The organism is Arthrobacter senegalensis, assembly GCF_059091765.1.
Genome location: NZ_JBNHGZ010000002.1, coordinates 846,370 through 870,859, shown reverse-complemented (window position 1 = coordinate 870,859; position 24,490 = coordinate 846,370). Strand labels below are relative to the sequence as shown.

Here is a 24,490-nt window from a genome sequence, read left to right as displayed (position 1 = left end):
CTCCTCACACATCATCGGTGCTGGCTGCGGGAAGTGGGAACGCCAGACCCTTGGAATGACGCTCCGCCGCCGAAGCCGGTGAGGACCTTCACTGCGTTAAAGCCCTGTCGGGCTCGTGACGCTTGTTCCGGTGAGACTGAAGGTATACCCCCCGGGGGTATCTGTCAAGGTGACGGCGTAACACGTGCCTTTCGAAGGACATGGTTGCCGACCTCACCAAGTGCATCCGCACCAATCTGGACTGCGCCGACATCTGCGCAGCCACCGGCCGCGTCCTCTCGCGCCACACCGGCTACGACGCCAATATCACCAAAGCACTTCTGGAGGCCTGCCGGACTGCCTGCAAGGCCTGCGCCGATGAATGCGGGCAGCACGCGGAGATGCACGAACACTGCAAAGTCTGTGCGGAGGCCTGCCGCCGGTGTGAACGCGCCTGTGACGAACTCTTGGCCTCGCTGGGAAGCGGCGCTTCCAAATAGGCCGGCCCACCTCTTATCTCGCTGCAGGCGGCAGCCGCCTGCCGCCGGCCCGGGACTCGGGGCCCGGCGCACTCCCAGCTAGGAGCCGATCTTCAGGCCGTTCCAGCCGCCTACACCTACAGTGATTCGCTGTTGGATTTTCTTCGAGGAGACCGGGTAAAAGTGCAGGTTGCCTTTCCTGTCGCGGGCGAGGATGCCGGACTGACCGGCGGTCACATGATCCTCGACAGCGGACAGGTGCGTCATGGCATTCCAACCTGACTTGGCGATCACCTTCCGGGTCTCGCTGATGAGGTTACCTTTGCCGTTGGAACGGTAGAGCTTCAACTGCCCGACCGCGGTGCGGGCGATCAGATCCATCTTCTGGTCCGCGTCGAAGTCCAGAGCCATCACGTCCATGCCCTTCCAGTTGCCGGAGCTCAGCAACTTCCGCCGCTCGGGCTTTGTGCCGGCGGGATTCGCGTAGGAGTACAGCTTGCCGTCACGGTTCTTGGCGATGATGCCCGGGTACTTGTCGGCGGTCCTCCACCTGGTGACGAGGATGGTGTTGTGCTGCCATCCGCTCGTGCCCACAGTGGAGCGTTTGAAGCCACCGTTCTTCTGCCCGTAGTCGACGGTGAGCCGGCCGTCCTTCCAGTTGGCGATCAGGTCCTGGATGCCGTCGCCGTTCCAGTCGGCGATCGCCACCGCTCGCGCTGCTCCCCATCCGGCCGAAACGTAGGAGCGCTTGTTCAAGTCCCTCCCCTTGGCTGAGGGGTATAGGTAGAGCTTGCCTGCGGAGTCCACGGCTGCGACATCGCCGGAGTTGGCCTTGGCTGGGGCGACGGCGGCCGGCATGGCCTTCAGGTCGTTGGCGATCAACTTCGGCATGTCATAGGTGTAGTGCGTGACACCCGGGAGGATGGTCATCTTCGTATTGATGAACCCGAGGCTCTTGTATTTTTTCTCCGCGCTCTTGGCTGTGCCCAGGGCTGACCAGGTTTTCAGGCTGGTGCCGCCGCGTCCGTCGCGGCTGCCGCAGATCCAGTGCAGCTTCATCTTCTTCACCGCCGCGGGAGCGGCTGTCTCCATGCCCGTGTATCCGCCGCCGCCGACGATGGTGGCCCCGCCGCCCTTTATCCACTCCTGGCGGTCTGTGAGGAGCTCATAGGTGATGAACTCGGCTCCGCCGGAGTAGCCGTGGAACCAGATGCGGCGGGCATCGAGCTTGTATCCGGCGATCAGTGTTCCGGCCAGGGCCCGGAAGTAGTCACCGTTGCGGTCGGCGTCCTCCCACCAAGTGATGCCGCCCTTCTTGTCGGGGGTGATGACGGGAACCATGATCATGTTCTTCTTGGCGGCCTCGGCCGCCATCTTCTTCATGATGGACCCATGGGGGTGGTGGACATAGGACTGCGCCGGGTAGGAGTAGTCGCCGTGGAAGACGAATAGGACGCCGACCGGCTTCTTCGTATCGATGCCGTTGGCGTAGACGTGGTATTTGCTGCTGACACCGTTTGGAGCGGTGTAGGTCTGGTAGGTCGCGCTGCGCGGTGCCGCGGCTTGGGCCGGAGTGCTGACAACCAGGGCTGATGCGAGCATAGTCGTCCCGAGGACTGCTCCCAGGAGCGCGCGGATGAGGGCCTTCATCAAACTGGATCCGTTCATAGTGCTGCCGCACTGCGCGAATGCGGGCACGGGTGCTAAGGGATGCAATCGGACGTAAGGGCTCATCCGTAAGGAATCTCGGGAAAGCGTGCCAGTTGCCGCTATCGAACCGCTCTATCCGAACGTCATAACGAGGCTGGCTCGCAAATACCGGCCAGAACCGCTCCGTCCTGTCGGCAGCGGTCCGGCCGCCTGTATCCTGCCTCGCTGCGAGATACTCAGGCCCGTCCCTTCAGGATCAGATGCCAGTAGACCTGCGGGAGGATCCGCCGGTCCATCACCCACTGCCAGCGCCGCTCCTTGGCCATCCTCAGGCCCGGGTAGCTCGGTTGGGGGCGATATTGGTCGTCGAACTCAGCAAAGAACGCGGTGCGGCGGCTCAGCGTGAACGGGCAGACTGAGTAGCCGTTGTAACGCGCGTCAGGCGCGCGCCCGCCCAGAACAGCGGTGAGGTTCTTCGCCAGTACCGTGGTCTGTTTGCGGAGCGCCCCGCCGGACTTGGAGTTCCGTGTTCCGGCGGCGTCGCCGAGGGACCAGACGTTGGGAAACCGCGGATGGCGCAGGGTCTCCGGATCCACCTCGACGAAGCCGCCACTGCTCCCTTTCTGCGGCAGCGACGTGGCCTTCAACCAGTTCGGCGCCGACTGTGGCGGAACCGCGTGCAGCAGGTCGTACCGGACCTCCCGGTTCCCCGACCCGCCGTCCAGCACCAGTGTCTGCGCCGCGGGGGCGACCGAGGCGACGGTGGTGGAGGTCCTCAACGTGATTCCGTACTCGTCGATCTTGCGCTGCAGCTCCCGGTCCACCTCCGGCATCCCGAAGACGGTAGGAGTCGGGACCACCATTTGGACGTCGATGTCCTTCAGCACGCCCTGTTGGCGCCAGTAGTCACAGGCCATGTAGGCAATTTTTTGGGCGGCGCCTGCGCACTTTGCGGGCCCCGGCGGCTGGGTGAATACCGCCGTGCCGGAGCGCAGCCCTCGCACCAGGTCCCATGTCTTGGGGGCAAGTGCGGCGTCGTAGTTGGACGAGCCGTGCGGCGAAACCATGGCCTCGGCCAGCCCCGGGACATCGCCCCAGTCCAACTGCAGGCCCGGGCAGACCACCAAGTGCTCGTAGCCAACACGATCGCCTCCGGCCAGGACGACGACGTTCTCCTCCGGCCGCACATCGGCCGCCTCCCCGCGGATCCAGTCAACCCCCTGCGGCATGACATCTGCCTGGGGTCGGACCGCTTCGGCCATCCGTGCAGCCCCGGCTCCTATATGGGAGAACAGCGGTTGGAAGTAGTGCTGATCCCGAGGTTCGATGATTGCGATGTCCTCGACCTTCCACCGGCGAAGCCGCGCGGCCAGCGAGATTCCCGCATTGCCGCCGCCGACAACCACTATTTGATGGTGCTTGTCCATGTTTCGGCCTTCCGTCGTTGGCGGCCGCGCCCCCGCCGCTGCCGCATCCGCCCAGTCCACAGCGCCCAGGGCCGTCCGTCAAGGGCTGGAGCGAGCAGGGACCGGGTCATGAAACGTCGAACGTCGATCTCCAAGTCCACCGGTCCGCGCAGGGTGTGGCTGGGAGATGGATGCTGCTGCCAAAACCGAGATGTCCGTTGGCGCCCTAATCCTGCGGCATGACAAGAGAAAGCGTTAGCCTCAAGGCGCTTATCGCTGCCAAGGCGCGTGTGGCAAGCGTCTTGTCTGGGAACCGGGACCAAACAAATCCCGAATCTTCAGTGGAGCTTAGGGGAATCGAACCCCTGACCTTTTCATTGCGAACGAAACGCTCTACCAACTGAGCTAAAGCCCCGAATGCGCGAGTTCACGCGCAATCACACGTGTGTAAGGGTAACGCATCCCCCCGCGTGCACACCAAATGATCTGGACTTTTTTAAGGTGCCGGCCGCGTCGAGCTCCTACTATTACTTCTCCTGCAAAACGGACAGTACGTTCCCGGAGGGGTCCTTGAACCATGCGATGTAGGGGCCTTCTTCGCGGAAGATGCCCTTGTCGTCCTGGGCAAAACCCTCATAACGCTCGAACCGGACTCCCTGAGAGGCCAGTCCTGTCACGGCGGCATCGATGTCCTCCACTTGAAAGTTGAGGATCGTGAAGCTCGCCGGAACGGCGTCAGGCTGTTCATAGACAAGCGTGTCCCGGCCGCCGGCCAGATGCAGCCACATCAGCCCGTACTCCTCGGACGTTTTCAGGCCGAGAGTCTCACCGTAAAAGCGTTGCGCCTCCTGCAGATCCTGAACGGCGATACCGCTGTATGCCTTGCTGTTGGTGAGCTTCATGGCTACCCCTTCCCGGGTTGACCCGGCCGTGAATTTGCAGGGCTTGTCCCCACGTTCCGGCCGTCGACGCTGCCCGGGGCGATCCATCACAGCGAAGGTTCCTGCCCAACAGTGTTGCAGGCCGGGAAAGTTTGGGGAAGGCGCATGTTCACCACGCTCCGCAGCCAAGTGAATGAGGAGACCGCTTTTTCCGCTCCAGCATGACGTTCCTCCAACCGAGGGATCCGCGTCGTCAAGGCAGCGTAAGGCGCGAGTGGCAAACAGCAAGACCCCTGGCGGTCCGGCAACCGGACTGGCAGGGGTCTTCAGCTGTGTGAACAACAAGGTCGGGGCTTCGCGGGCCCGCAAACACTGCTCCGGCTTCGTGGGCCTGAACTGTGTACCTCAACGGACTAACAGCTTGTGGCTTCGCCCGATCTGATAGGTATCAGAGCACCTTTCCGACAATTCGTGCAAGCGCTCGGCTTACAATTGATCAGACTGTTCAAGCAGGAGTACGGCATTCGACAGGAAGTGGTCATTTTGCAGCAACTCGATGCGACGGACCGGCGGATCCTGCTGGCGCTGGATGAGGACCCGCGCATTCCGGTGATGATGCTGGCCCAGCGGCTCGGCTTGGCCCGGGGCACGATCCACTCGCGGCTGGAGCGCCTGGCGGCCTCGGGTTGCCTGCGCACGCACTCGGCCCGAGTGCTGCCGGAAGCCTTGAACCGCGGGGTGATGGCGATGGTGAGTGCGGAACTGGATCAGAGCAAGCTCAACGATGCGGTGGAAGCGCTCCGGACGATTCCGGAAGTGCTGGAGTGCCACGCCCCTGCGGGCGATACGGACTTGCTGATCCGGGTGGTGGCCAGCAGCCCGGACGATCTGTACCGGGTAAGCGAAGAAATCCGCTTCTGCCCTGGCATCACCCGCACCTCCACGCAGATGTTCCTGCGCGAGGTGATCCCCTACCGCACCACGGGCCTGTTGGAGCAGGACTGATCGCCTGAAGCCAGAGCGGCACCGCCGCGCCGGTGTAAAAGAGCCGGTGGCTGGGATTGCCGGCCCGGCGCCCGCTAGAAGAAGAAATGCGCCAGCACACCGATCACCCAGACGGCGCCGGCGGTAAACGCGCAGCCGAGCTCCACCAGCATGCCCAGGCCCACGGCCTTGAGCGCCGCCCAGCTGGCCCCGACCGCCTGGCCAAAGTCCCGCCGCCGTGCGTATTCGCTGAGCAGGAGCCCGGCGGCAAACCCGATGAACAGCCCGACGACGGGAATCACGAACATTCCGACCACGCCCACCAGTACGCCCGCCAGGATTGACCAGTTGGGCACCTGCCTTTGTTTCAGCCGGCGCCCGGTGAGTACCAGGCTGGCCAGCATGCCGGCGGCCACGAACACCATCCCGATCGCGAAGACCACCCAGCCCAAAGTGCTCTGCAGCACGATGGCCCAGACGAGCAGGCTGATGCCGATGGTGATGGTGCCGGGCAGGACGGGGACGACGATGCCGGCAATGCCGACCGCGATGAGCAGACCGCAAAAGACGGTCGCGAGTATCTGGGCTTCCACCCACCCAGCCTACTGGGGTGTGCCGGGCGTCCTGACAGGCCGGCCCAGTCGAGGGTGAACTGCGCGCAGTAGTCGCAGGACCTCCGGTGTGGGCGGCGCTTGCGCGGCTGGCTGGGTGTGTCACTAAAACGTGGCGCGCACCTCGTTTCCCCTTCGATCCCCGTTCATTCGCACGGGCAACAGTTGAGGGGCCGGCCACCTCCAACGGCCGGCCATCACTCAACCGGAGGTCCAATTCGTGCACGCGTCCCCAACTCCGAAACCAGCCTGGCTGTCCCGGCCCCTGCGCCTGACCGGCGGGGCTCTGGCCCTGCTGGCTGCCGGCTCCATGCTCGGCCCCGCCGCCACCGCCGCTCCCGGCCCCGTCGACACTGACTGGGCCGCCTCGGCCTACCGGGGAGGTATCGACGTCGTTGATGCTCCGGATGCCGACCAGCAGACCCTCGACGGCACCGTCTTTGATGACAGGAACCAGAACTCCAGGCAAGACGCCAACGAACCGGGCCTGCGCGGTGTCACCGTCTCCAACGGCCGCGACGTTGTCACCACGGACAGCCAGGGCAGCTACGAACTGCCGGCGTTCGACAACATGACCGTCTTCGTCACCCAGCCCCGCGGCTACCAGGTGCCGGTGGACGACGACAACGTCGCCCAGTTCTTCTACCACCACCTGCCGGAGGGATCCCCCGAGCTGAAGTTCGGCGGCATCGCCCCGACCGGGGCGCTGCCTGACAAAGTCAACTTCCCGCTGGCCAAGAGCAAGCTCACCCAGTCCCCGGAGCAACACTGCGCATTCGGCGCGGACGTCCAAACCTATAACCAACAAGAGGTGGAGTTTGCGCAGAACGGTGCCTTCGCCGACCTGGCCGCCCGCTCAGACTATGCCGGCTGCGGCGCGCTCTTCATCGGCGACATTGTGGGCGATGACCTGTCCCTCTTCGAGCAGACCCGGGAACTGACCGCCAAGCTCAACGGCCCGGCCCGCTTTCTGCCCGGCAACCACGACCTCGACTTCGACGCCCTCGACGGCGAGCACGAGTTTGACACTTACCGCAGCCAGTTCGGCCCGGAATACTACTCGTACGACGCCGGCAAGGCCCACGTCGTCGCCATGAGCAAAATCGAATATCCGACGGCGATCCCCGCGAAGAAGAGCAATTACACGTACGCCTTGGGCGAGCGCCAGCTTGAATGGCTGCGCCAGGACATCGCGAAGGTGCCCAAGGACCGGGTGATCGTGCTGGCCGGCCACAGCCCGCTGCTCGAGTTCTACTACAGCGACTCTCACACCACGAAGCAGCTGCAGGCGATTTACGGGATACTCGAGGGCCGCGAAGTCGTTTCCCTGGGCGGGCACACCCACATGTCGGAGAACCTCCGGGAGGGCGACCTCATGGCCGGCTGGCGCGACGAGCTCGGCGACACGGGCCTGCCGTTCACCCACTTGACCGTCCCGGCAGTGTCCGGCCATTGGTACAACGGCCGGGTGCTCGCGGAGGGCTTCCCCACCGCCATCCAGCGTGACGGGACCCCTCCCGGCATCCTGACCCTGGATATCAAGAACACGGAGGTCCGCGAGCGTTTCACAGCCACCGGCGACGACGGCTCCGACCAGATGGCTCTGGGCATCAACTCCCCCGCCTACCGTGCCTGGTTCGACGAATACAAGAACCAGCGTGGCAAAGCCCCGTCCCCGGAGAACCCGAACGCGGTGGCCCAGGGCGAACTCGGGGAGACCTGGCTGACCACCAACTTCTGGATGGGCTCCACCGGCTCCACCGTGAAGGTCTCCATCGATGGCGCCGAAAGCGCCGAAGCCACGCGCACCCAGTCGATGACCGCCGACGACGTCCCGCTAATTGGTGCCGAGTACACCGATCCCACCGCCACCATCGAGCAGTTTGTGCACGGCGGCGGCCTGCACGACCGCACCTCCCACCTGTGGCGACTCGAACTGCCGGCCGGCCTGGCCGTCGGCGAGCACACCGCCACGGTCACCGCAACCGACGTGCACGGCCGCGAGTTCACCGAGACCATCACCTTTGAGGTCGTCGAGTAACCCTGCCTCACATCCGACGGCGGGTGGTCGCCTCACGCAGCCACCCGCCGTCGCTGGTTTCCGCTGGTCGGAGAGGGCCCTCAGGCGGTCGCGGCCTTGACGAGCGCCCCGACCTTTTCTTCCACTGCCGGGGTCCACTCAACTATTGCAAACGAGACCGGCCACATCGGTCCGTCGTCGAGCGAGGCCGCATCGTTGAATCCGAAGGTCGCGTAGCGGGCCTGGAACTTGGCCGCGCCCTGGAAGAAGCAGACGACCTTGCCGTCCGTGTTGGCGTATGCAGGCATCCCGTACCAGGTCTTGGGCAGAAGCCCGGGCGCGTTCGCGGTGACGAGCGAGTGAATGCGTTCCGCGAGGACGCGGTCGGCGGCGGGCATCTCGGCGATGGCGTTGAGCACGGCGCGCTCGTTGTCGGCCTTCTTCTGGCCGCTGCGCCCCTGCGCCTTCAGCTCCTGGGTCCGCTCCTTCATGGCGGCACGCTCGGCCTCCGAAAAGCCGCCCGCATCGGACTTCTGGTTGGCGCTCATCTCGATCTCCCTTGTACGAATCACGACCGACAGTAGCAGCCACGCAGGGCCCCGGCTTCTCGAATCCTGCTCGGTCCGTGAAAAAACGTAGCCCTCGACGGGCAATCTGATATACGGTGCAGCGATACCTCGCGGCTACAGGGGCGGGGCTGGTTAACGGAAGGCGCGGGGACATCATGGACGACGCACAGAACCGTCAGGACCTGACCCGGCAAATCGACCAGCGCCGTGATGAGATCAGGGCTTTTCTTCGCCGCGCCCGTCCCAAACGCAACCGCCTAACCAACGTCAGCGTCGTCGGGAGCTCGGTCGTCGCCGCGTTGACGGCGGGCCCGGGCTTCGGCCAGAACAATTTCAACACGGCGGTGGCGGGCGCTTTCTCGCTATCCAGCACCTCGATCGTCTGGCAGGTCATCTGCATCCTGGCGTCGATCCTCTCCCTTACCGCCGCGATTGCGTCCGGCCTCGCCAATTCCCGCAACAGCGCGGAGCAGATCTCGACGGCCGAGTCCGCCAGCGCGCAACTCGACGGGCTGCTGACCGCCCTGAAGTATGGACAGCTGCCGGTCGGCGACGCAGCGCGGCTCTATCAGGAGTACAGCTCGAAGGCAGCCTTCATCGACTAGCCGCTCCGCGGCCAACCCGCCGACCCGGCCCTGCACGGGGCTGCCTGAGGCCGCAGAGGCGGCGGTGTCGGCGCAGCGACGTGCGCTCGCGGCTACCGCACGCCTTTGATTTTGACCACGAAGACCGCGCCGAGCAGCCCGATCACGGCGGAGAGCACGAACAGCGCCGTGTAACCGCCGAGGTAGAGCACGGTGGGCGCGGCGATCAACGGGGCGATCACCTGAGGCGACGAGGCGGCGATGTTGATGACGCCCATGTCCTTGCCCCGGTCGGCTGCGCTCGGCAGCACCTCCGTGAGCAGGGCGAAGTCGACGGCCAGGAACATGCCGAAGCCCGCGCCGAGGACCATGGCCGCGCCGACCACGGCCGGCCACGCGGGCGTGATCGCCACGATGACCGAGGCCGTTGCGATGGTGACCGAGGACGCGATGACGAACGGCTTGCGGCGCCCCACCCGGTCGCTCAGAGGTCCGCCCACGACCGCCATCACCACCACCATGGCCGCATAGACCCCGGTCAGCAGCAGCACGCCGGCGGCCGGGTCCGGATGCCCCACGGCGTCCTGGAGGAAGAAGAACAGGTAGAGGGTGAAAATGTTGTTGCCGAGATTAACCAGGAAGCGGGTCAGCCACGCCCAGCCGAAGTCGGGGTGCTTGGCCGGGGAGATCCAGAAGCCCTTCAGGAAGCCGGACCAGGCGAAGGGCGGGCGGTCGGCCTTGCGCAAGGGGGTGTCCCGGCCCGCGATCACGAACGGAATGATGCTGGCCAGCAGGAACACGGCACAGTAGATGTAGCCGAGGACGAAGCCGCCGGCCAGATTGGCCAGCACCGCGCCCATCACAATACCCAGCGTCTGCCCGATGGCGGCCAGACCGCCGATCTGGCCGCGCTGCCGCCGCGGCACGCGGTCCGGAATGCTGGCCGTAACGGCCGCGTAGGCGCCATTGCACCCGGCCTGCACCAGGCACCAGCCGATCACCATCACCGCGATGTTGGGGGCGCCGGACAGCAGCAACAGCGCGGCGAAGCCCAGGACGCCGCCGGCCAGCGCCCACGGCACGCGTCGTCCAAACCGGGAGGTGGTCCGGTCGCTCAGCGCCCCGAAGACCGGATTGGCGACCAGTGACACGGCGGCGCCGAAGCCGGTGGCCATCGCCAGGACGGCTTCCTTGTTCACGGCATCGAACGCCTGCGACTGCTGGGCCAGCAGCACCTGCAGCGGGCCGAAGAACGCCGCATTGATGCCAAGATTGGTCAGCACGACGGCGGTGACCCAGCCGGCCCGGACCTTGATGGTGGGTTCCCGGAACGCCGCGGGAAGGTCGAGCGCCGGCACGGGATCGCGCGGTTCCTGGACGGACATGGCCACAACCCTCCTCACCGACGGCGCGGCCTGGCCGCGGTCCCCTGTTGTTGCAACAGCGTACAGCCGCCGCCGCGCAGGCCGGTAAGAACTGCGGGGAGGTCAGCCGTAGGTCAGCCGGGCCAGAGCCCTGCCGGGACGTCAGCCGGCGGAAGCAGCGGCACGCTGTCTGGCCAGCTTTTTCAGCCCGTGCGAGACCTGGACCGGCTCCGGCCAGCGCGGCGCCAGATTGTCCCCCAGCGTGACGCCCCTGAGCTTGCGGCCGAACATCGGGACCACCCATTCCTGCAGCCAGTCGCGCTCGCGCCGGAGTGCCGCGCGCCAGCCCGCCCGCACCGGAGCCTCCGGCCGCTTCAGCCTGAGTGTGTGCTCCACGCCGAGGGCCTCCAAGACCCTGGCCGCCATGTACTTGTGCCCCAGCGCGGACATATGCAGCCGGTCCGTGTCCCACATCCTCCGGTCCTGATAGAGGTCGAACGCCCAGTGGTCCACCAGCACCGCCCCGTAACGCCGGGACAGGTCCCGGACGGCCTCGTTGAACACCCAGTTGCGCCGCCGCATCGGCTCTAGGACGGGCGGGAGCATGACCTCAAAGCCGGTGAAAAGGATCAACCGCGCACCCGTTTCGGCCAGCCGGCGGACGGCGGATTCGTACTCCGCCAGGAGTTCCGGCATGCTCCGCTTAAGCTCCAAAATGTCGTTGCCGCCGGCATACAAGGAGACCAGGGTTGGCTGCATCTCGATGGCCGGTTCCAGCTGGTCCGCGATGATCTGGTGGAGCCGCTTGCTGCGTACCGCCAGGTTGGCGTAGCGGAAGTCCGGGTCCTGCTTGCCCAGCTGCTTGGCCACCCGGTCGGCCCAGCCGCGCACGCCATTGGGAAAATTGGCGTTGTAGTCCCCCACGCCCTCGGTAAAGCTGTCGCCCAGCGCCACGAATAGTCCGCCCATCTGCCGAAGACTAGCGGCGCCGGGCGACGCACCGGCAAACACGCGGTGAAGTCCGCCGCTGTGCCGGCCAGGTTGTCCGCGGTTATGAGTCCCGGGCGAGCGGGCAGTTTCCCGCCTGCCGTCAGCTGGGGTCGGGAACCAGCTCCGGCGGCTCGAAGATCCACGGCTCAACCGGCAGGGCATCGGGCCGGAACTCGGACAGCAGCTTGGGCAGCGGGACGTCCGGCAAGCCCAGCGAGGCCAGCAACAGGCCGCGCACCGCGGCCGCGTCCAGCCCGGCCAGCTCGAGTGCGCCCAAGGTCACCGCGCCGTCGCGCTTGGCCAGGCGCCGCCGTCGTTCGTTGAGGACCAACGGCACGTGCACGTATTCGACCGGCGGCAGCCCCAGCAGCGACCCGAGGTATGCCTGCCGTGGGGCGGAGGTCAGGAGGTCGTCGCCGCGCACCACTTGGTCCACGCCCTGTGCGGCGTCGTCCACCACCACCGCCAGGTTGTAGGCGGGTACCCCGTCGTTCCGCCGCAGCACGAAGTCGTCAACGACGCCGGTGTAGTCGCCGTGCAGCCGGTCGGGCACCGTGTAGCTGGCCGTGTCGGCGCGCAGCCGCAGTGCCGCGGGGCGGAGCTGGCGGCGTTCCTCGCGTTCGGCGTCGGTGAGGTTGCGGCAGGTTCCCGGATACGCGCCCTCCGGAGCATGCGGCGCGCTGGGAGCCTCGGCGATCTCGCGCCGCGTGCAGAAGCACTCGTAGACCAGGCCGGCCTCCGCCAGCTGTCCGAGCGCGTGGCGGTAGACCGCGGCGCGGTCGGTCTGGCGCACAACCTCGCCGTCCCAGTCCAGGCCGATGGCCGCGAGATCCGCCAGCTGCCGGGCCTCGAACCCGGCCCGCGCACGGTCCAGGTCCTCCACGCGGATGAGGAAGCGGCGGCCGGTGCTGCGGGCGAAGAGCCAGGCGAGCAGCGCGGTGCGCAGGTTGCCGACGTGCAGTTCACCCGAGGGGCTGGGCGCGAACCGACCGGCGGGACTCTGGGCTGCTGGCACGTCCCCACGGTAGCAAAAACGTCCCCGCCCGCGGGGTGTTGCCGCGCCTATTAGGCTGGTGCTATGAGCACACCCGTCTCCCCCATGGAAACCCCGATTGCCGTCACCGGCGCCACCGGCGAGCTGGGCGGCATGGTCGCCAGGATGCTGGCGGAGAAGAACCTTCCACAGCGGCTGATTGTCCGCGACCCGTCGCGTGCGCCGCAGCTGCCCGGGACGACGACGGCGACTGCCGGCTATGGCGACAAGGCCGCCGTCGCCGCCGCGCTGCAAGGCATCGAGACAGTGTTCATGGTGTCCGCCGCCGAAGCCGAGGACCGGCTGCAGCAGCATTTCACCTTCATCGACGCCGCCATCGACGCCGGCGTGCAGCACATTGTCTACACCTCGTTCATCGGCGCCACCGAGGACGCAACGTTCACGCTGGCCAGGGACCACTACGCCACCGAGGAGAAACTGCGTGGAACCGGCCTGAAGCACACGCTGCTGCGCAACAACTTCTACGCAGACGTCCTGCCGTCGTTCGCCGACGAATCGGGCGTGATCCGCGGCCCGGCGGGGGACGGAAAGGCGGGCTTCGTGGCCCGCGAGGACGTAGCCCGGGCGGCCGCGACCATCCTGGCCGAACCCATGCCCCACGCCGGCTTTACCTATGAGCTGACCGGCCCGGAGTCGGTGACCCTGGCCGAGGCGGCAGCGGCCATCGCGGAGGCCACCGGCCGGCCGACGTCGTTCCTCAACGAAACGGTGGAGGAGGCCTACGCAAGCCGGGCGCACTACGGCGCCCCGGACTGGCAGCTGGATGCCTGGGTCAGCACCTACACGGCCATTGCCGCCGGGGAGCTGGACCTGGTGACCCACGACGTGGACCTGCTGACCGGGCGGCCGGCGCTGAGCCTGCGGGAGCTGTTCGGCGGCCGGGACTAAGCCTGCGGCCGGGACTGAGCCCGCGTCCGGGTCGGCGCCGACGGTGCGGCCCGGACGGAGTTCCGCGGCCGGACTGCGGAACCTAGGCGTTCCAGAGTCCGTAGGAGTCGGCGAGCGAAGAGATCTTCTCGGCGCGGGCGAGGCGCGGCAGGTAGGAACCGTCGCCCACCACCGCGCCGGCGGCGTGCGCATCGAGGAGTTCGTGCGCCCACTTGATCTCCGACTCGCTGGGCGAGAGTCCCTTGTTGATGGTGTCGGCGGCATCGGTGAGCAGGCAGAGCTTGCCGGTCATGCCCATGGACGCCGTCACCTTGCAGGCTTCCAGCAGTTCTTCGCCGAGCGCCCCGACGGTCGGGCCGTCGATGGGGCCGGGCAGCTGGCCCACGCGGGAGGCAACCACGAGCCGGGAGCGGGCGTATGCCAGGGCCATCGGTGAATCGCTGGCCCCGGTGTCGCGGCGGAAGTCGCCCACGCCGAAGGCGAGGCGGAAGGTGCCCGGCGCGCGGGCGATGTCGGTGGCGTTCTCAATCCCGATGGCGGACTCGATCAGGGCCAGCACCGGGGTACCGGCCTGCAGTCGCATCGCGGTGTGCGTAACCTGCTCGGGTTTCTCCGTCATCGCCAGCATGACGCCGCGCAGGCCCGGCGCCTTCGACAGGGCGGCCAGGTCGTCCGCCCAGTACTCGGTTTCCATGCCGTTCACCCGGACCCAGGCGGTCATGCCGGTGGAGAGGGCCTCCACCACCCGCTCCCGCGCCGCTGCCTTGCCCGCCGCCTGCACGGCATCTTCCATGTCGAAAATGACGGAGTCTGCTTCAGAGGCCAGTGCCGGCCCGAAATTCGCTTCATCAGCCGCCGAGGCCAGAAGCCAGGAGCGGGACAATTTTGCGGGAAGGGCGGCGGCACGACGGTTTCTTAGAGCGGACATACTCCTAGCCTAATGTTTTCGCCGCCGGGGCCACTAACGTAAGGGGCGAATGCCGATTGAGGCATGCGCCACCTCCGTCCGTGGCGGGAGGCAAACCGGCGTCAGAGCGATGCCGGATGGCGCCGCCGACGGCGCCGGCGGGCCACAACGACGGCGGCGACCACCGCCGCCACCAGCAGCACCACGACGGCGATGCCCAGCGGGGACCCCGCGGCCGCGGCCAGCCAGGCGTTGAGGGCGGCCAGGCCCACGGTGGCATACAGCACCGCCCACAGCACCGAGCCGACCACGACGGCCGGCATGTACCTGCGCAGCGGCATCCGGCCAAGGCCGGCCGTCGCGTTGACTGCGGTCTGGACGCCAACCGTCAGGAAGCAGAGCGCGACGGCGAGGGCTCCCCAGCGGGCGATGACCGCCTCCGCGCGGCGCATGGCCGGCGAGTCCAACTGGCGGACCAGGCGGGTGTGCCGCCCGCCGGCGGCCACTCCCCTGCCGGCCCAGTACGTGGCATTGGCGCGCAGCATCACGATCACGAACAGCACGCTGACCGCGTATCCGAAGGGGAGGCTGGCGATGTGCTCCATGTCAGGCCGCGGGCTCCGGCCGGTGCGCGGCGTGCGCAGCGCACTGTAGTTCGGCGCAGAACGGTCTGCCCACGATGGTCTCCTCGGAGTCGGCGGATGTTCGCTTCCGCGGACGGCGCACGCTGTCCGTCGAGAACAGCAGTTTACGCCTACCCGACGCCGGGCCGTCGGCGAAGGTCAACGGCCGCCGCCGGGCCGTCGGGGAATGTTAACGGCCGCCGCCGGGCACGTCCGCGGCACCAACGACGGCGCAGCACGCCTTCCCCGGTGCGGGCCGGGAAGTGTCTTACGCTGTCCCCATGGCCCAGCTGACTCCCCGCACCACCGATGCCCTCCCGGCAGCCCAGGCGCAGCGACTGCAGCGGGCGCTCGACGAGAGCGCCGACGTCACCGTCTTCGTCAACGGCACCACGGTGAAGCTGCCCGCCCAAGCGGCGGACGCCGTCGTCGATATGCTCCGCCGCTTTGCCCACGGCGACGCGGTGATGGTCAGCTCCGCAGTCGAACTGCTGAACACCTCGCAGGCGGCGGAGGTGGCCGGCGTGTCCCTGACCTACATGCGGCGCCTGACCGACGCGGGGACCATTCCGGTCCAATACCGCGGGACCCACCGGCGGATCCTGCTCTCCGACGTGCTGGCCTGGCTGGAAACCCGGACCGCCGCACCCGACGCAGGTTCGGCGGACGCCGCCTCCGCTGCCGGTTAGCGGACTCTTCCCGCGGGGCCCCGCGAATCCGCGGCCGCGGCATCCCCTTCTCCGGGTGCCGCCCTGGCTGCGGCAGGCACCCGGGGTGCACAGCCGGCGCGATCACCCCTAGGCTGGGTGCCACGGGCCCGGGACCGGGTCCTGAAGGACAACCAGAGGAGACTGTGATCGTGGCCGACCTGCTTGCTCCGCTCGTGACCCTCCGCAACGGGGCCAAGATGCCGCTGCTGGGACTGGGAACCTGGCCCCTGGACAATGCGGAAGCCGCCCGTACGGTCGAAACTGCACTCAACCTCGGCTACCGGCTGTTCGACACCGCGGAAAATTACCGTAACGAGGAAGGCGTCGGCGAGGGGTTGCGCCGCGGCGGGCTTGACCGCGCGGAAATCTTCATCACCACCAAGTTCAATAAGCAGTGGCACAGCGTCGACGGCGCGCGGCAGGCCTGCGAGGCCAGCGCCCGCCGGCTGGGCGTCGACTACGTGGACCTGCTGCTGATCCACTGGCCCAACCCCGGGCAGGACCGCTACGTAGAGGCGTTCGAGGGGCTGACCCGTTTGCTGGAGGACGGGAGCGTTCGGGCCATCGGCACGTCAAACTTCAAACCCGCGCACCTGCAACGGCTGTTCGACGCCGGGCTGGTACCGGAGGTCAACCAGATTCAACTGGATCCCCGGCATACCCGCGCGGACCTCGTGGAGATACACCGCCAGCGCGGCATCGTCACGGAGTCTTGGAGCCCGCTCGGGAAAGGCGGCGACCTGTTGCGGGAACCGGCGGTTCTGTCGCTGGCCGGCAAGTACGGCAAGAGCCCGGCCCAGATCGTGCTCCGCTGGCACACTCAGCTGGGGCACGTGCCCATCCCCAAGTCCGCGCACCCGGACCGGCTGGCCGAGAACTTCGCCATCTTCGACTTCATGCTGGAGGCCGGTGAGCTGGCCCGGCTCTCCGCGCTGGACCGGGGCACCGCGGACATCACCGACGCGGACGTTTTCGGCCACTAGGCGGCCGCTGGACGGCCGCTGGACGGCCGCTGCGGCGCTGCTTCGGCTTGGCCTGCCCCGGCACGCTTTAACATGCAAAGGAATGAATCCTGACGGGTCTGTGTTACGCCTAGTGACACCGGTTGTAATTCGACGGTGTCCACCGCAGCCGGCCGTGGCGCTGGATAAACGCAACGGCGGGCTGGAAGCAGTACAAAGGAGACATCAATGACTGTGCAGGACAAGGTCGCTCTCGTAACCGGCGCCGGCCAAGGCATCGGGCGGGCTATCGCTCTTCGCTTGGCCGAAGACGGCTTCAACGTCGCCATCGCCGATATCGAGCCGCAGCGCGCCAAGGGCGAGGCTGTCGCGGCGGAGATCGAAGGCCTCGGGCGCAAGTCCGTTTTCGTGGCAGCTGACGTCGCCAAGAGGGACGACGTCGTTGCGGCTGTCGACACGGCAGCCGACCAGCTCGGCGGATTCGACGTCATCGTCAACAACGCAGGCATTGCCCAGATCAAGCCGGTCCTTGAAATCAGCGAGCAGGAACTCGACCAGATTTTCAATGTGAACGTCAACAGCGTGGTCTGGGGCATCCAGGCCGCGGCCGCCAAGTTTGACGAGCTCGGCCACGGAGGCAAGATCATTTCGGCTGCCTCCATCGCTGCCATCCAAGGCTTCCCGATCCTCAGCGCCTACTCCGCCTCCAAGTTCGCCGTGCGCGGCTTCACGCAGGCGGCGGCGCAGGAGCTGGCACCCAAGGGGATCACGGTCAACGCGTATGCGCCCGGCATTGTCGGAACCGGCATGTGGGAGCTCATCGACAAGGAACTCAGCAAGATCAACGGTAAGCCGATCGGTCAGAACCTCAAGGAGAACGTGGAGGGCATCGCCCTCGGCCGGATCGAGACGCCGGAAGACGTGGCAAAGATCGTGTCCTTCTTCGCCGGCCCCGACTCCGATTACGTCACCGGCCAGGTGCTGCTGGTAGACGGCGGCATGCTCTACAACTGATCAGGGCCGCCCCCATCACGGCGTGAGGGGTAGAAACAGCCCCTGAGGGGCAGCACCCGCGAAGACAGGACCAGGCCGGAGCGTTGGGGGTCGCTCCGGCCTGATCCTGTTGGGGGAGGAATGATGTGGGGGCCGACGCAGATGCCGGCGGGCATTCTCCTATTGCCAAGCCTGGTCTGCCCACGCGGCGTCGCGCGAGTAGTTGCTGCCGGTGAGGTTCCAGAGGTCATCATCCTGGGCGTGCGCTCCCAGGACCCCGACCTGATCCAGGGATGATGCTGTTCCTTCGTTCGAAACATCCGGAACCTTGCTGGATTCGGGTCCAACCGACGAGAAACCGAACGGGCTCATTTTGTCCTCTTCTCCAACAGCGAAGATTCGACTTCGGGCGACCAAGCCCTGGCGTAGACGCCGAGTGCCGCCTCTTCCCACGTGGTGAACCCCAACCGGTTCATCAGCAGGTGGGCCTGGGAAAACGTTAATTGCTGCGCGCTGCGGCTAACGCGCGCACGGTCCGCCCGGTACAGGTACGAGTCAAGGGTCCTGATCCAGCGGCGGCGCCAGTTCTGGACGCTGCTCTCGTCCGCCGTCGCCGCCATCAGGCGGTGCATCGGTGCGGTGCGGGCAACCAGTCCTGCGGTGAGGCTGTGCCGCGCCTTCGGAGCCGAACGGCCCAGCTCGGCCGTGGACACCCGAAGATGGTTGTCCCAGCAGTAGTCCCAGGACAGCCTGCCCCGGTCCGGCCACTGTTGCGCCTTCGGCCCGTACATCATGGCCCACGCCGCATCGCAGAGGAGCAGGGAGGCGAGCGCCGAACGTCCTTGGGCCTTGCTGAAACGCTGCGTGGCCCACATGGCCAGCTCGGAGGACAGTTCGAATACCTCCTCCGCGAGATCCAGCCCATCGGGTCCCCCAAAACGGTCCAGGTCCGCTTCGGGTACGGGGACGGCGGCATCGGCCGGCGAAAGCTGAATGGAATCCTCGCTGCCGAAAGGCAAGACGAAAGTTTCCTGGGTCGTGATGCCTGGCAGGATGTCGAGGACCCGGTCCCGGGCCGCCAGCTCGAACCTTTGGAGGCTGTCGAGGATTGGGCGGCGGCCCAGGAACCGGACCTTCAGGTGAGGCCCCATCTGGTCGGCACTGTGGTTGAAGTACCAGCGGCCCACGCCTTCGCGGCGAGCGTGGGCGACCAGCGGTGTAACCAGTTCTCCTATGACTGCGTCGACTACGTCCTGCCTACCCGTGTAAATAGACAGAACCCACCAGTACGATTTAACGTTCACCGAACTTGTTGGGCGGATGGCTGTCAGCTGGCTCATGCGCTACTCCTGGTTCGATGTTGTGGTGGTTGGGGAGGGATAGCCGGCGTCATCCTGGTTACGGAATCAGCACAATGCCGATGAGATGGGGCGGCTTTTTACCAGTCCCAGATATAGGCGGAAGCGGTGGCGTTTTCAGAATGGGGAACCGGTCCTAGATCGGCGGCTACTGCCGGAGTGGCCGCAGAGACCGCCCCCAAGGCAACCAGCAGACCTGCCGCGATGCTTGCGATCTTCTTGAACATGTCATTCCCTTCACATGGCTTAGGTTCGTACAGTGACAAATCCAGCCGGGTTGCTCGCCCCCGACATGTTCAAGAGTTCCGTGCTTCTGCTGCGCCTGTCCAGCCAATCCCGTTGCAACATCCGGACATGCCATGATCGTGCCTCCCGGCTTGCTCTGTCACGTTCCGGACAGGTGGTCAAAACCGCCTGCCGCCCCGGAAATCCGGGGAAAGGAGCGCCCCCTCGGGATCATCGGCCGCAGACCGCCAGGCGATGGCATAATGTGGCCATGGCAGGATGTGGCCGCCGGCAAATGGCGCAAGATGGGCCCAAGAAGTGCTTTAGACTGGCCAAAGAGCGGCCGCACCGCACCAGAAACAGCAGGCCCTGCGTGATACGTAAATGGATCAACCGGAGGAGCGCCCTATGCTGAGCGGGACGGCATTCGAGGTCTATGAATTCGCCGTGGCCCATCCCGGCTGGACCAAAGAAACCATGTCCACGGCACTCGGCTACACCATCCGTGACCTCAACATCGCCATCGGCGAGCTGGTCAGCAGGCAATTGCTGCAGCAGCCGGCACCCGATGTCGAATGCTATGTCGCCATCTCCCCCGACGTTGCCCTGTCGCAACTGGTGGACTCCGACGAGCGTCTGCTGATCGACCTGCGCACCAAGATCAGCGGACACCGTGCGGACATGGCGGCTCTCGTGCCCACCTACCTGGCAGCCCGCAAACGGGTGTCGCTGGACTCCTCCGTGGAGGTCCTCGAAGACCCCGGGGTAATCCGCAAGCTGCTGGTGGACTATGGCCGTGACGTTTCCGAGCAGGTGCTGATCAGCCAGCCGGGCTCCGGCGCCTCCGCCGATGTCCACGAAGAGGGCATCCAAAAGGACATCGAACTCCTCAACCGCGGGGTCGTCCGCAAGAACATCAGCCACGCCAGCACCCTGGACCATGTGCCCACCCGCAAAGCGGTCGCCGCGATCTCCCCGGCCGGCGGCGAGTACCGAACCCTGCCCTACGTGCCGCTCAAGATCATGATCTTCGACCGCAACCTCGCACTGATCGGGCGCCAGCTGCATCCGGAAGACCGCGGCGCTCTGGTGGTACGCGACTTCAACCTGATCCAGGTCTTCATCAACCTGTTCCATGTGGCCTGGGAGCTGGCCGATCCCTACGTTTTGGACGGGCAGGATAACGGCGCCTCGGATCTCAACGGCATCCAGCATTCCATCCTCAATGCCATGGCCGCCGGTTACTCCGACGAGGTGATTGCGCGGAGGCTGGACATCAGCGTCCGCACCTGCCGGCGCCACATCGCCTGGATGCTGGAGCAGCTCGGCGCGGAAAGCCGTTTCCAGGCCGCGCTCAAGGCCAGGGACGCGGGCTGGCTCTAGCCCCGGGCAGCACCAATAGAAAACTTCTGTTTCCTATCCCGTAACGCCCCGGGCTATCCTGTGTGAGTGACTTCACAGGACGCAGACCTTTCCGAAACCCTGCCCATCGAAACGGAAGTGGCGCTGGAACGCGCCACTGCGGCGCACCGGCACCAGCACCTGTTCTCGCAGCGCGCCGCAAACATCAAACAATCAGCCGTCCGCGACGTCTTCGACATCTCGATGCGCCCCGGACTGGTTTCCCTGGCCGGCGGAAACCCCTACCTGCAGTCCCTGCCCCTGGAGAAGATCGCCGGCATGGCGCAGCGGCTGATCGCCGAGCATGGGATGACCGCCCTGCAATACGGCGGCGGCCAGGGTACCCCGGACCTGCGGCGAAAGATCTGCGAGGTCATGGCGCGGGAAGGCATCACCGGCGTGGATCCGGAGAACGTGGTCGTGACGGCGGGTTCACAGTCCGCCCAGGATGTGGCCGCCAAAGTCTTCTGCAACCCCGGCGATGTGGTGCTGTGCGAGGATCCCACCTACGTGGGCGCACTGAACACCTTCGAGGCCTACGAGGTCCAGGTGGAGCCGGTGTCGATGGACGAACACGGTCTCGTGCCCTCGGAACTCCAGCGCCGCATTGAAGAGCTGCAGGGCGAGGGCCGCAGCATCAAGTTCCTCTACACCATTCCCAGCTTCAACAATCCCTCCGGCATCACGCTGGCCGCCGAGCGCCGGCAGCAGATCGTGGACATCTGCCGCGAGGCCGGCGTCCTGGTGCTCGAGGACAATCCGTACGGACTGCTGCGCTTCGACGGCCAGCCCTTGCGGCCGCTGCGCGCAGACAATCCCGACGACGTGGTCTATTTGGGTTCGTTCTCGAAGATTTTGGCGCCGGGCCTGCGGATCGGCTGGGCGCTGCTGCCCGACCACCTGCAGCGGAGCTTCTACCTCGCCAACGAGGCCGTCACCCTGTGCCCGCCCACCCTGAACCAGATGCTGATCTCTGCCTACCTGGACGAGCACGACTGGGTGGGGCAGATCGATACCTACCGCCGGTTGTACGCCACCCGGTGTGCCGCCATGTTGTCGGCGCTGGAGGAGTTCATGCCGGCCGGAGCCAGCTGGACCGAACCCGACGGCGGCTTCTTCGTCTGGATCACCCTCCCGGAGGGCGTCGACACCTACCCGCTGCTCTACGACGCGATCGAGGCCGGCGTGGTCTTCATCCCGGGGGCGGCGTTCAGCCCCTCCGAGGAGCCGTCACGCCAGCTGCGGCTGGCTTTCAGCGCCGTGCCCGAAGAGGCCATTCGCGAGGGCGTGCGGCGACTGGCGCCCGTCCTCGCAAAGGCTATGGCCGGCGCCGGTTCTTGAAATAGCGGTAGTACGCGTAGCGGCCGGCAAAATACAGGCCGATCACGATGAGGATCCGCAGGATGGGGTGCAGTCCCGGCATCAGCCAGATCATGACGTAGCTGAGCAGGAAGACGGCCGCCATGGCCCACAGGGTGCCCTTCCAGTCGATCCTGGGCACGCCGGAGTCGTTGCGCTGACCCGAGGGCCTGTTGTTACTCATGCTCCCAGTCTTTCACAGCCGGAACGCCTCCCTTGGTGGTCCGTTAGGGCATGAGGTCGTTGATCACTGCAGAGCGGATCCCGGACGCCGTCCTCCGAGCAGACACCACGGCCGCGGTCAGGCGCCTACCAGGATGCCGTCCAGGTCGGCGTGGACCGTGGCTCCCGGCCGGAAGAGCACGCCACCGATTTCGACGGGAACGTCTGTTTCCCCGCTGGCGTCCTTGGCGCTCTTCCGCGGGTTGCTGCCGAGCGCCTTGACGCCGAGCGGCAGCTGCGCGAGGGCCGCCCGGTCCCGGACCGCCCCGTTGATGATCACCCCGGACCAGCCGTTGGCCACGGCGGCCGCGGCGATCATATCCCCCATCAGGGCTGTCTCCAGCGAGCCGCCGCCGTCGACCACCAACACGGCGCCGTGGCCCGGGGAGTTGAGGACGGATTTCACCAGCCCGTTGTCCTGGTAACACCTGATGGTGCGGACCGGCCCGCTGAACGACGCCCGGCCGCCGAAGTTGCCGAACTGGAGCGACAGCGACGCCAGTTCGTCGCCGCGCTGGTCGTACAGGTCCGCCGTCGGGATCACTGTAGGTTCTGCGCCGTGGGTCGCCGCGTTGCCCGCTGTCTCAATCACCTGATGGTGCTCCTCCTCGCCACACCGCGATCATAACCAACCGTGGCCCGGCGGGCATCTGCGCGCAGGGCAATGTCCGTCCGGCATGCGGCAGCGCACGTCTCGTCAATTGCGACGACGACGCCGTCAATCCAGCATGCCGCGGCGCACCGTCAATCCAGCAGCAGGGCCGGTTCTTCCATGATCGCGGCGACGTCTGCCATGAACCTGGCGGACAGGTCGCCGTCCACCACGCGGTGGTCGAACGATCCGCCCAGCGTGGTGATCCAGCGCGGAATGACTTCGCCGGAGACGACCCACGGTTTCTGCCGGATGGTGCCGAAGGCGACGATGGCGACTTCGCCCGGGTTGATGATCGGGGTGCCGATGTCGATTCCCAGCGCCCCGATGTTGGTGATGGAGAGGGTGCCGTTCTGCATGTCGGCGGGCTTGGTCTTGCCAGCGCGGGCCGTGGTGGCCAGGTCGTTGAGGGCTACCGCGAGCTCTTTGAGCGAGAGGTCCTGGGCGTCCTTGATGTTCGGAACCAGCAGGCCGCGCGGGGTGGCGGCGGCAATGCCCAGGTTCATGAAGTGCTTGACGTGGATCTCGTCGCCTGACTCCGTCTCCACCCAGCTGGCGTTGACGTTCGGGTTGCGCGCGGCGGCCCAGATGACGGCCTTGGCCAGGATGAGCAGCGGCGAGACCCTGACGCCTTCGAAGTCGCGGGACTTCTTCAGCCGCTGGACGAACTCCATGGTCCGCGAGGCATCCACATCCACGAAGATGCTCACGTGCGGGGCGCTGAAGGCCGACTCAACCATGGCCTTGGCGGTCGCCTTGCGCACGCCCTTGACCGGGACCCGCTCGATCCGGTTGTCCAGCCCCTTGCGCGGGGCCCAGAACGTCGGGGCAGCTGCCTGCTCGGCCTCGCGCTGGGCCTGGTAGCTGAGCAGATCCTGCTTGGTGACCTCGCCGCCCTTGCCCGTGGGGGTGATGTCCGCCAGGTTGATGCCCAAATCCTTGGCGGCCTTGCGCACCGGCGGCTTGGCGAGCACCCGGGTCAGCAGCCTGGTGACGGCGGCCTGGACGGCTTCGCCCCGGGCGTGCCCGGCACCGGCGGCGGGAGCCGCCCCGGGAACGGCGGAGTCGTCGTCGGCGGGAACCGGCGGCACGTGCTGGGCCTGGCCGTGCGGCTCGGGCAGATGGATTTCCGCGGCGGGTGCGTCGCCGCCGCCGGAGCCGGCCGCGGAAGGGCGGGCCGCCGTCGTCGTTGTGGGACGGGAAGCCGGGGCACTGCCGCGGCGCGGGCGCCGCCTCACCGGATCGGCCTTGGGGCCGGAGCCGACCAACGGCCCGCCCTCGGCGGTGGCCTCGGGCACGGGCTGTTCCGGAACGGGGGCCGCGGGGCGCGCCGGAGCGGCGGGCTGCTCGGAGCCTGCGGGCTGCCGTGCGGCGCCTTCGGCGGCGACCGCGAAGATCGGGGTGCCGACCTCTACGGTCTGCCCCTCCGGCACCAGCAGTTCCGATACCACGCCCGCGTAGGGGCTGGGGAGCTCGACCAGCGACTTGGCCGTCTCGATCTCCACGATGACGTCGTTGACCGCCACGGTGTCCCCCGGCTTGACCTTCCAGGACACGATTTCGGCCTCGACCAGTCCCTCGCCGACATCCGGGAGGTTGAAAATCTGCGTGTTCGACAT

General features: G+C 66.7%; 25 protein-coding genes, 1 tRNA gene and 1 pseudogene. 10 read left to right on the top strand and 17 right to left on the bottom strand.

What is annotated here, in order from left to right; genetic code table 11:
• Positions 1–179: 179 nt before the first annotated feature.
• Positions 180–479, top strand: a pseudogene (locus tag AC5RVG_RS09460) (four-helix bundle copper-binding protein); the annotation flags it as partial.
• A 78-nt stretch (positions 480–557) separates the two neighbouring features.
• Here AC5RVG_RS09460 and AC5RVG_RS09455 read toward each other — a convergent pair.
• The 4 genes from AC5RVG_RS09455 to AC5RVG_RS09440 all read right to left on the bottom strand — a co-directional run bounded on the left by AC5RVG_RS09455 (position 558) and on the right by AC5RVG_RS09440 (position 4,416).
• Positions 558–2,108 (bottom strand): alpha/beta hydrolase family protein, encoded by a 1,551-nt coding sequence (locus AC5RVG_RS09455; RefSeq protein WP_494013646.1) that lies wholly within the window; start codon positions 2,106–2,108, stop codon positions 558–560.
• 236 nt (positions 2,109–2,344) lie between these two features.
• Complete coding sequence (locus tag AC5RVG_RS09450; protein WP_494013645.1) at positions 2,345–3,535, bottom strand: NAD(P)/FAD-dependent oxidoreductase; 1,191 nt, start codon at positions 3,533–3,535, stop codon at positions 2,345–2,347.
• 321 nt (positions 3,536–3,856) lie between these two features.
• A tRNA-Ala gene (locus tag AC5RVG_RS09445) sits at positions 3,857–3,929 on the bottom strand.
• A 112-nt stretch (positions 3,930–4,041) separates the two neighbouring features.
• Complete coding sequence (locus AC5RVG_RS09440) at positions 4,042–4,416, bottom strand: VOC family protein (protein WP_494013644.1); 375 nt, start codon at positions 4,414–4,416, stop codon at positions 4,042–4,044.
• A gap of 522 nt (positions 4,417–4,938) precedes the next feature.
• On the opposite strand from AC5RVG_RS09440, the gene AC5RVG_RS09435 reads away from it, so the two are divergent.
• Positions 4,939–5,400 (top strand): Lrp/AsnC family transcriptional regulator, encoded by a 462-nt coding sequence (locus tag AC5RVG_RS09435; RefSeq protein WP_494013780.1) that lies wholly within the window; start codon positions 4,939–4,941, stop codon positions 5,398–5,400.
• Between the two features lie 74 nt (positions 5,401–5,474).
• Here AC5RVG_RS09435 and AC5RVG_RS09430 read toward each other — a convergent pair whose 3' ends face one another.
• Entirely contained in the window at positions 5,475–5,972 is a 498-nt protein-coding gene (locus tag AC5RVG_RS09430) for a DUF456 domain-containing protein (protein WP_493979983.1), read from the bottom strand.
• 238 nt (positions 5,973–6,210) lie between these two features.
• Between AC5RVG_RS09430 and AC5RVG_RS09425 the strand changes: the two genes are divergently transcribed.
• Positions 6,211–8,031, top strand: coding sequence for a calcineurin-like phosphoesterase C-terminal domain-containing protein (locus AC5RVG_RS09425; protein ID WP_494013643.1), 1,821 nt, complete (start codon positions 6,211–6,213; stop codon positions 8,029–8,031).
• A gap of 80 nt (positions 8,032–8,111) precedes the next feature.
• Here AC5RVG_RS09425 and AC5RVG_RS09420 read toward each other — a convergent pair whose 3' ends face one another.
• A complete protein-coding gene (locus tag AC5RVG_RS09420; protein ID WP_494013642.1) occupies positions 8,112–8,558 on the bottom strand; it encodes an iron chaperone in 447 nt (148 codons plus the stop codon).
• A 176-nt stretch (positions 8,559–8,734) separates the two neighbouring features.
• On the opposite strand from AC5RVG_RS09420, the gene AC5RVG_RS09415 reads away from it, so the two are divergent.
• Positions 8,735–9,184, top strand: a complete 450-nt coding sequence (locus AC5RVG_RS09415; protein ID WP_494013641.1) for a hypothetical protein — start codon at positions 8,735–8,737, stop codon at positions 9,182–9,184.
• 92 nt (positions 9,185–9,276) lie between these two features.
• Here the strand turns inward: AC5RVG_RS09415 and AC5RVG_RS09410 are convergent, their stop codons facing one another.
• The 3 genes from AC5RVG_RS09410 to gluQRS form a co-directional block, all read right to left on the bottom strand.
• Positions 9,277–10,548: an MFS transporter gene (locus AC5RVG_RS09410; protein WP_494013640.1), complete on the bottom strand. Its 1,272-nt coding sequence runs from the start codon at positions 10,546–10,548 to the stop codon at positions 9,277–9,279.
• A 141-nt stretch (positions 10,549–10,689) separates the two neighbouring features.
• Complete coding sequence (locus AC5RVG_RS09405; RefSeq protein ID WP_494013639.1) at positions 10,690–11,496, bottom strand: SGNH/GDSL hydrolase family protein; 807 nt, start codon at positions 11,494–11,496, stop codon at positions 10,690–10,692.
• Positions 11,497–11,617: 121 nt separating this feature from the next.
• Complete coding sequence (gene gluQRS, locus AC5RVG_RS09400; RefSeq protein WP_494013638.1) at positions 11,618–12,532, bottom strand: tRNA glutamyl-Q(34) synthetase GluQRS; 915 nt, start codon at positions 12,530–12,532, stop codon at positions 11,618–11,620.
• A gap of 63 nt (positions 12,533–12,595) precedes the next feature.
• On the opposite strand from gluQRS, the gene AC5RVG_RS09395 reads away from it, so the two are divergent.
• Positions 12,596–13,459, top strand: coding sequence for an SDR family oxidoreductase (locus AC5RVG_RS09395; RefSeq protein WP_494013637.1), 864 nt, complete (start codon positions 12,596–12,598; stop codon positions 13,457–13,459).
• Between the two features lie 82 nt (positions 13,460–13,541).
• Here AC5RVG_RS09395 and AC5RVG_RS09390 read toward each other — a convergent pair whose 3' ends face one another.
• Together AC5RVG_RS09390 and AC5RVG_RS09385 are read right to left on the bottom strand one after the other, a co-directional pair.
• Positions 13,542–14,387, bottom strand: a complete 846-nt coding sequence (locus AC5RVG_RS09390) for an HpcH/HpaI aldolase/citrate lyase family protein (protein ID WP_494013636.1) — start codon at positions 14,385–14,387, stop codon at positions 13,542–13,544.
• Between the two features lie 101 nt (positions 14,388–14,488).
• Complete coding sequence (locus AC5RVG_RS09385) at positions 14,489–14,971, bottom strand: DedA family protein (protein ID WP_494013635.1); 483 nt, start codon at positions 14,969–14,971, stop codon at positions 14,489–14,491.
• Positions 14,972–15,270: 299 nt separating this feature from the next.
• On the opposite strand from AC5RVG_RS09385, the gene AC5RVG_RS09380 reads away from it, so the two are divergent.
• The 3 genes from AC5RVG_RS09380 to AC5RVG_RS09370 all read left to right on the top strand — a co-directional run bounded on the left by AC5RVG_RS09380 (position 15,271) and on the right by AC5RVG_RS09370 (position 17,675).
• Entirely contained in the window at positions 15,271–15,678 is a 408-nt protein-coding gene (locus tag AC5RVG_RS09380) for a helix-turn-helix domain-containing protein (protein WP_493980005.1), read from the top strand.
• 170 nt (positions 15,679–15,848) lie between these two features.
• On the top strand, positions 15,849–16,682 hold the full coding sequence (locus tag AC5RVG_RS09375; protein WP_494013634.1) for an aldo/keto reductase: 834 nt from the start codon (positions 15,849–15,851) through the stop codon (positions 16,680–16,682).
• A 207-nt stretch (positions 16,683–16,889) separates the two neighbouring features.
• Positions 16,890–17,675: an acetoin reductase gene (locus tag AC5RVG_RS09370; RefSeq protein WP_494013633.1), complete on the top strand. Its 786-nt coding sequence runs from the start codon at positions 16,890–16,892 to the stop codon at positions 17,673–17,675.
• A gap of 159 nt (positions 17,676–17,834) precedes the next feature.
• Here the strand turns inward: AC5RVG_RS09370 and AC5RVG_RS09365 are convergent, their stop codons facing one another.
• From AC5RVG_RS09365 to AC5RVG_RS09355, 3 genes are all read right to left on the bottom strand, one after another.
• Complete coding sequence (locus AC5RVG_RS09365) at positions 17,835–18,026, bottom strand: hypothetical protein (RefSeq protein ID WP_494013632.1); 192 nt, start codon at positions 18,024–18,026, stop codon at positions 17,835–17,837.
• A complete protein-coding gene (locus AC5RVG_RS09360) occupies positions 18,023–18,994 on the bottom strand; it encodes a lantibiotic dehydratase C-terminal domain-containing protein (RefSeq protein ID WP_494013631.1) in 972 nt (323 codons plus the stop codon). Before AC5RVG_RS09360 ends, AC5RVG_RS09365 begins: the two co-directional genes overlap by 4 nt.
• A 98-nt stretch (positions 18,995–19,092) precedes the next feature.
• Positions 19,093–19,239: a hypothetical protein gene (locus AC5RVG_RS09355; protein WP_493979969.1), complete on the bottom strand. Its 147-nt coding sequence runs from the start codon at positions 19,237–19,239 to the stop codon at positions 19,093–19,095.
• Positions 19,240–19,645: 406 nt separating this feature from the next.
• Between AC5RVG_RS09355 and AC5RVG_RS09350 the strand changes: the two genes are divergently transcribed.
• On the top strand, positions 19,646–20,620 hold the full coding sequence (locus AC5RVG_RS09350) for a helix-turn-helix transcriptional regulator (RefSeq protein ID WP_494013630.1): 975 nt from the start codon (positions 19,646–19,648) through the stop codon (positions 20,618–20,620).
• A 66-nt stretch (positions 20,621–20,686) separates the two neighbouring features.
• A complete protein-coding gene (locus AC5RVG_RS09345) occupies positions 20,687–21,979 on the top strand; it encodes an aminotransferase-like domain-containing protein (protein ID WP_494013629.1) in 1,293 nt (430 codons plus the stop codon).
• Here the strand turns inward: AC5RVG_RS09345 and AC5RVG_RS09340 are convergent.
• The 3 genes from AC5RVG_RS09340 to AC5RVG_RS09330 all read right to left on the bottom strand — a co-directional run bounded on the left by AC5RVG_RS09340 (position 21,957) and on the right by AC5RVG_RS09330 (position 24,490).
• The gene (locus AC5RVG_RS09340) at positions 21,957–22,181 is read right to left on the bottom strand and encodes a hypothetical protein (protein ID WP_494000977.1); all 225 of its coding nucleotides are present in this window, start codon (positions 22,179–22,181) and stop codon (positions 21,957–21,959) included. The genes AC5RVG_RS09345 and AC5RVG_RS09340 overlap by 23 nt on opposite strands.
• A 117-nt stretch (positions 22,182–22,298) precedes the next feature.
• Complete coding sequence (rraA, locus tag AC5RVG_RS09335; RefSeq protein ID WP_494013628.1) at positions 22,299–22,811, bottom strand: ribonuclease E activity regulator RraA; 513 nt, start codon at positions 22,809–22,811, stop codon at positions 22,299–22,301.
• A gap of 152 nt (positions 22,812–22,963) precedes the next feature.
• Entirely contained in the window at positions 22,964–24,490 is a 1,527-nt protein-coding gene (locus tag AC5RVG_RS09330; protein ID WP_494013627.1) for a dihydrolipoamide acetyltransferase family protein, read from the bottom strand.

Coding starts and splice junctions, on each gene's coding strand:
- AC5RVG_RS09455 (WP_494013646.1), bottom strand. CDS start 2,108: ATGAAGGCCCTCATCCGCGCGCTCCTGGGAGCAGTCCTCGGGACGACT.
- AC5RVG_RS09450 (WP_494013645.1), bottom strand. CDS start 3,535: ATGGACAAGCACCATCAAATAGTGGTTGTCGGCGGCGGCAATGCGGGA.
- AC5RVG_RS09440 (WP_494013644.1), bottom strand. CDS start 4,416: ATGAAGCTCACCAACAGCAAGGCATACAGCGGTATCGCCGTTCAGGAT.
- AC5RVG_RS09420 (WP_494013642.1), bottom strand. CDS start 8,558: ATGAGCGCCAACCAGAAGTCCGATGCGGGCGGCTTTTCGGAGGCCGAG.
- AC5RVG_RS09415 (WP_494013641.1), top strand. CDS start 8,735: ATGGACGACGCACAGAACCGTCAGGACCTGACCCGGCAAATCGACCAG.
- AC5RVG_RS09410 (WP_494013640.1), bottom strand. CDS start 10,548: ATGTCCGTCCAGGAACCGCGCGATCCCGTGCCGGCGCTCGACCTTCCC.
- AC5RVG_RS09405 (WP_494013639.1), bottom strand. CDS start 11,496: ATGGGCGGACTATTCGTGGCGCTGGGCGACAGCTTTACCGAGGGCGTG.
- AC5RVG_RS09395 (WP_494013637.1), top strand. CDS start 12,596: ATGAGCACACCCGTCTCCCCCATGGAAACCCCGATTGCCGTCACCGGC.
- AC5RVG_RS09390 (WP_494013636.1), bottom strand. CDS start 14,387: ATGTCCGCTCTAAGAAACCGTCGTGCCGCCGCCCTTCCCGCAAAATTG.
- AC5RVG_RS09385 (WP_494013635.1), bottom strand. CDS start 14,971: ATGGAGCACATCGCCAGCCTCCCCTTCGGATACGCGGTCAGCGTGCTG.
- AC5RVG_RS09380 (WP_493980005.1), top strand. CDS start 15,271: ATGGCCCAGCTGACTCCCCGCACCACCGATGCCCTCCCGGCAGCCCAG.
- AC5RVG_RS09370 (WP_494013633.1), top strand. CDS start 16,890: ATGACTGTGCAGGACAAGGTCGCTCTCGTAACCGGCGCCGGCCAAGGC.
- AC5RVG_RS09365 (WP_494013632.1), bottom strand. CDS start 18,026: ATGAGCCCGTTCGGTTTCTCGTCGGTTGGACCCGAATCCAGCAAGGTT.
- AC5RVG_RS09360 (WP_494013631.1), bottom strand. CDS start 18,994: ATGAGCCAGCTGACAGCCATCCGCCCAACAAGTTCGGTGAACGTTAAA.
- AC5RVG_RS09355 (WP_493979969.1), bottom strand. CDS start 19,239: ATGTTCAAGAAGATCGCAAGCATCGCGGCAGGTCTGCTGGTTGCCTTG.
- AC5RVG_RS09350 (WP_494013630.1), top strand. CDS start 19,646: ATGCTGAGCGGGACGGCATTCGAGGTCTATGAATTCGCCGTGGCCCAT.
- AC5RVG_RS09340 (WP_494000977.1), bottom strand. CDS start 22,181: ATGAGTAACAACAGGCCCTCGGGTCAGCGCAACGACTCCGGCGTGCCC.
- AC5RVG_RS09330 (WP_494013627.1), bottom strand. CDS start 24,490: ATGTCGAACACGCAGATTTTCAACCTCCCGGATGTCGGCGAGGGACTG.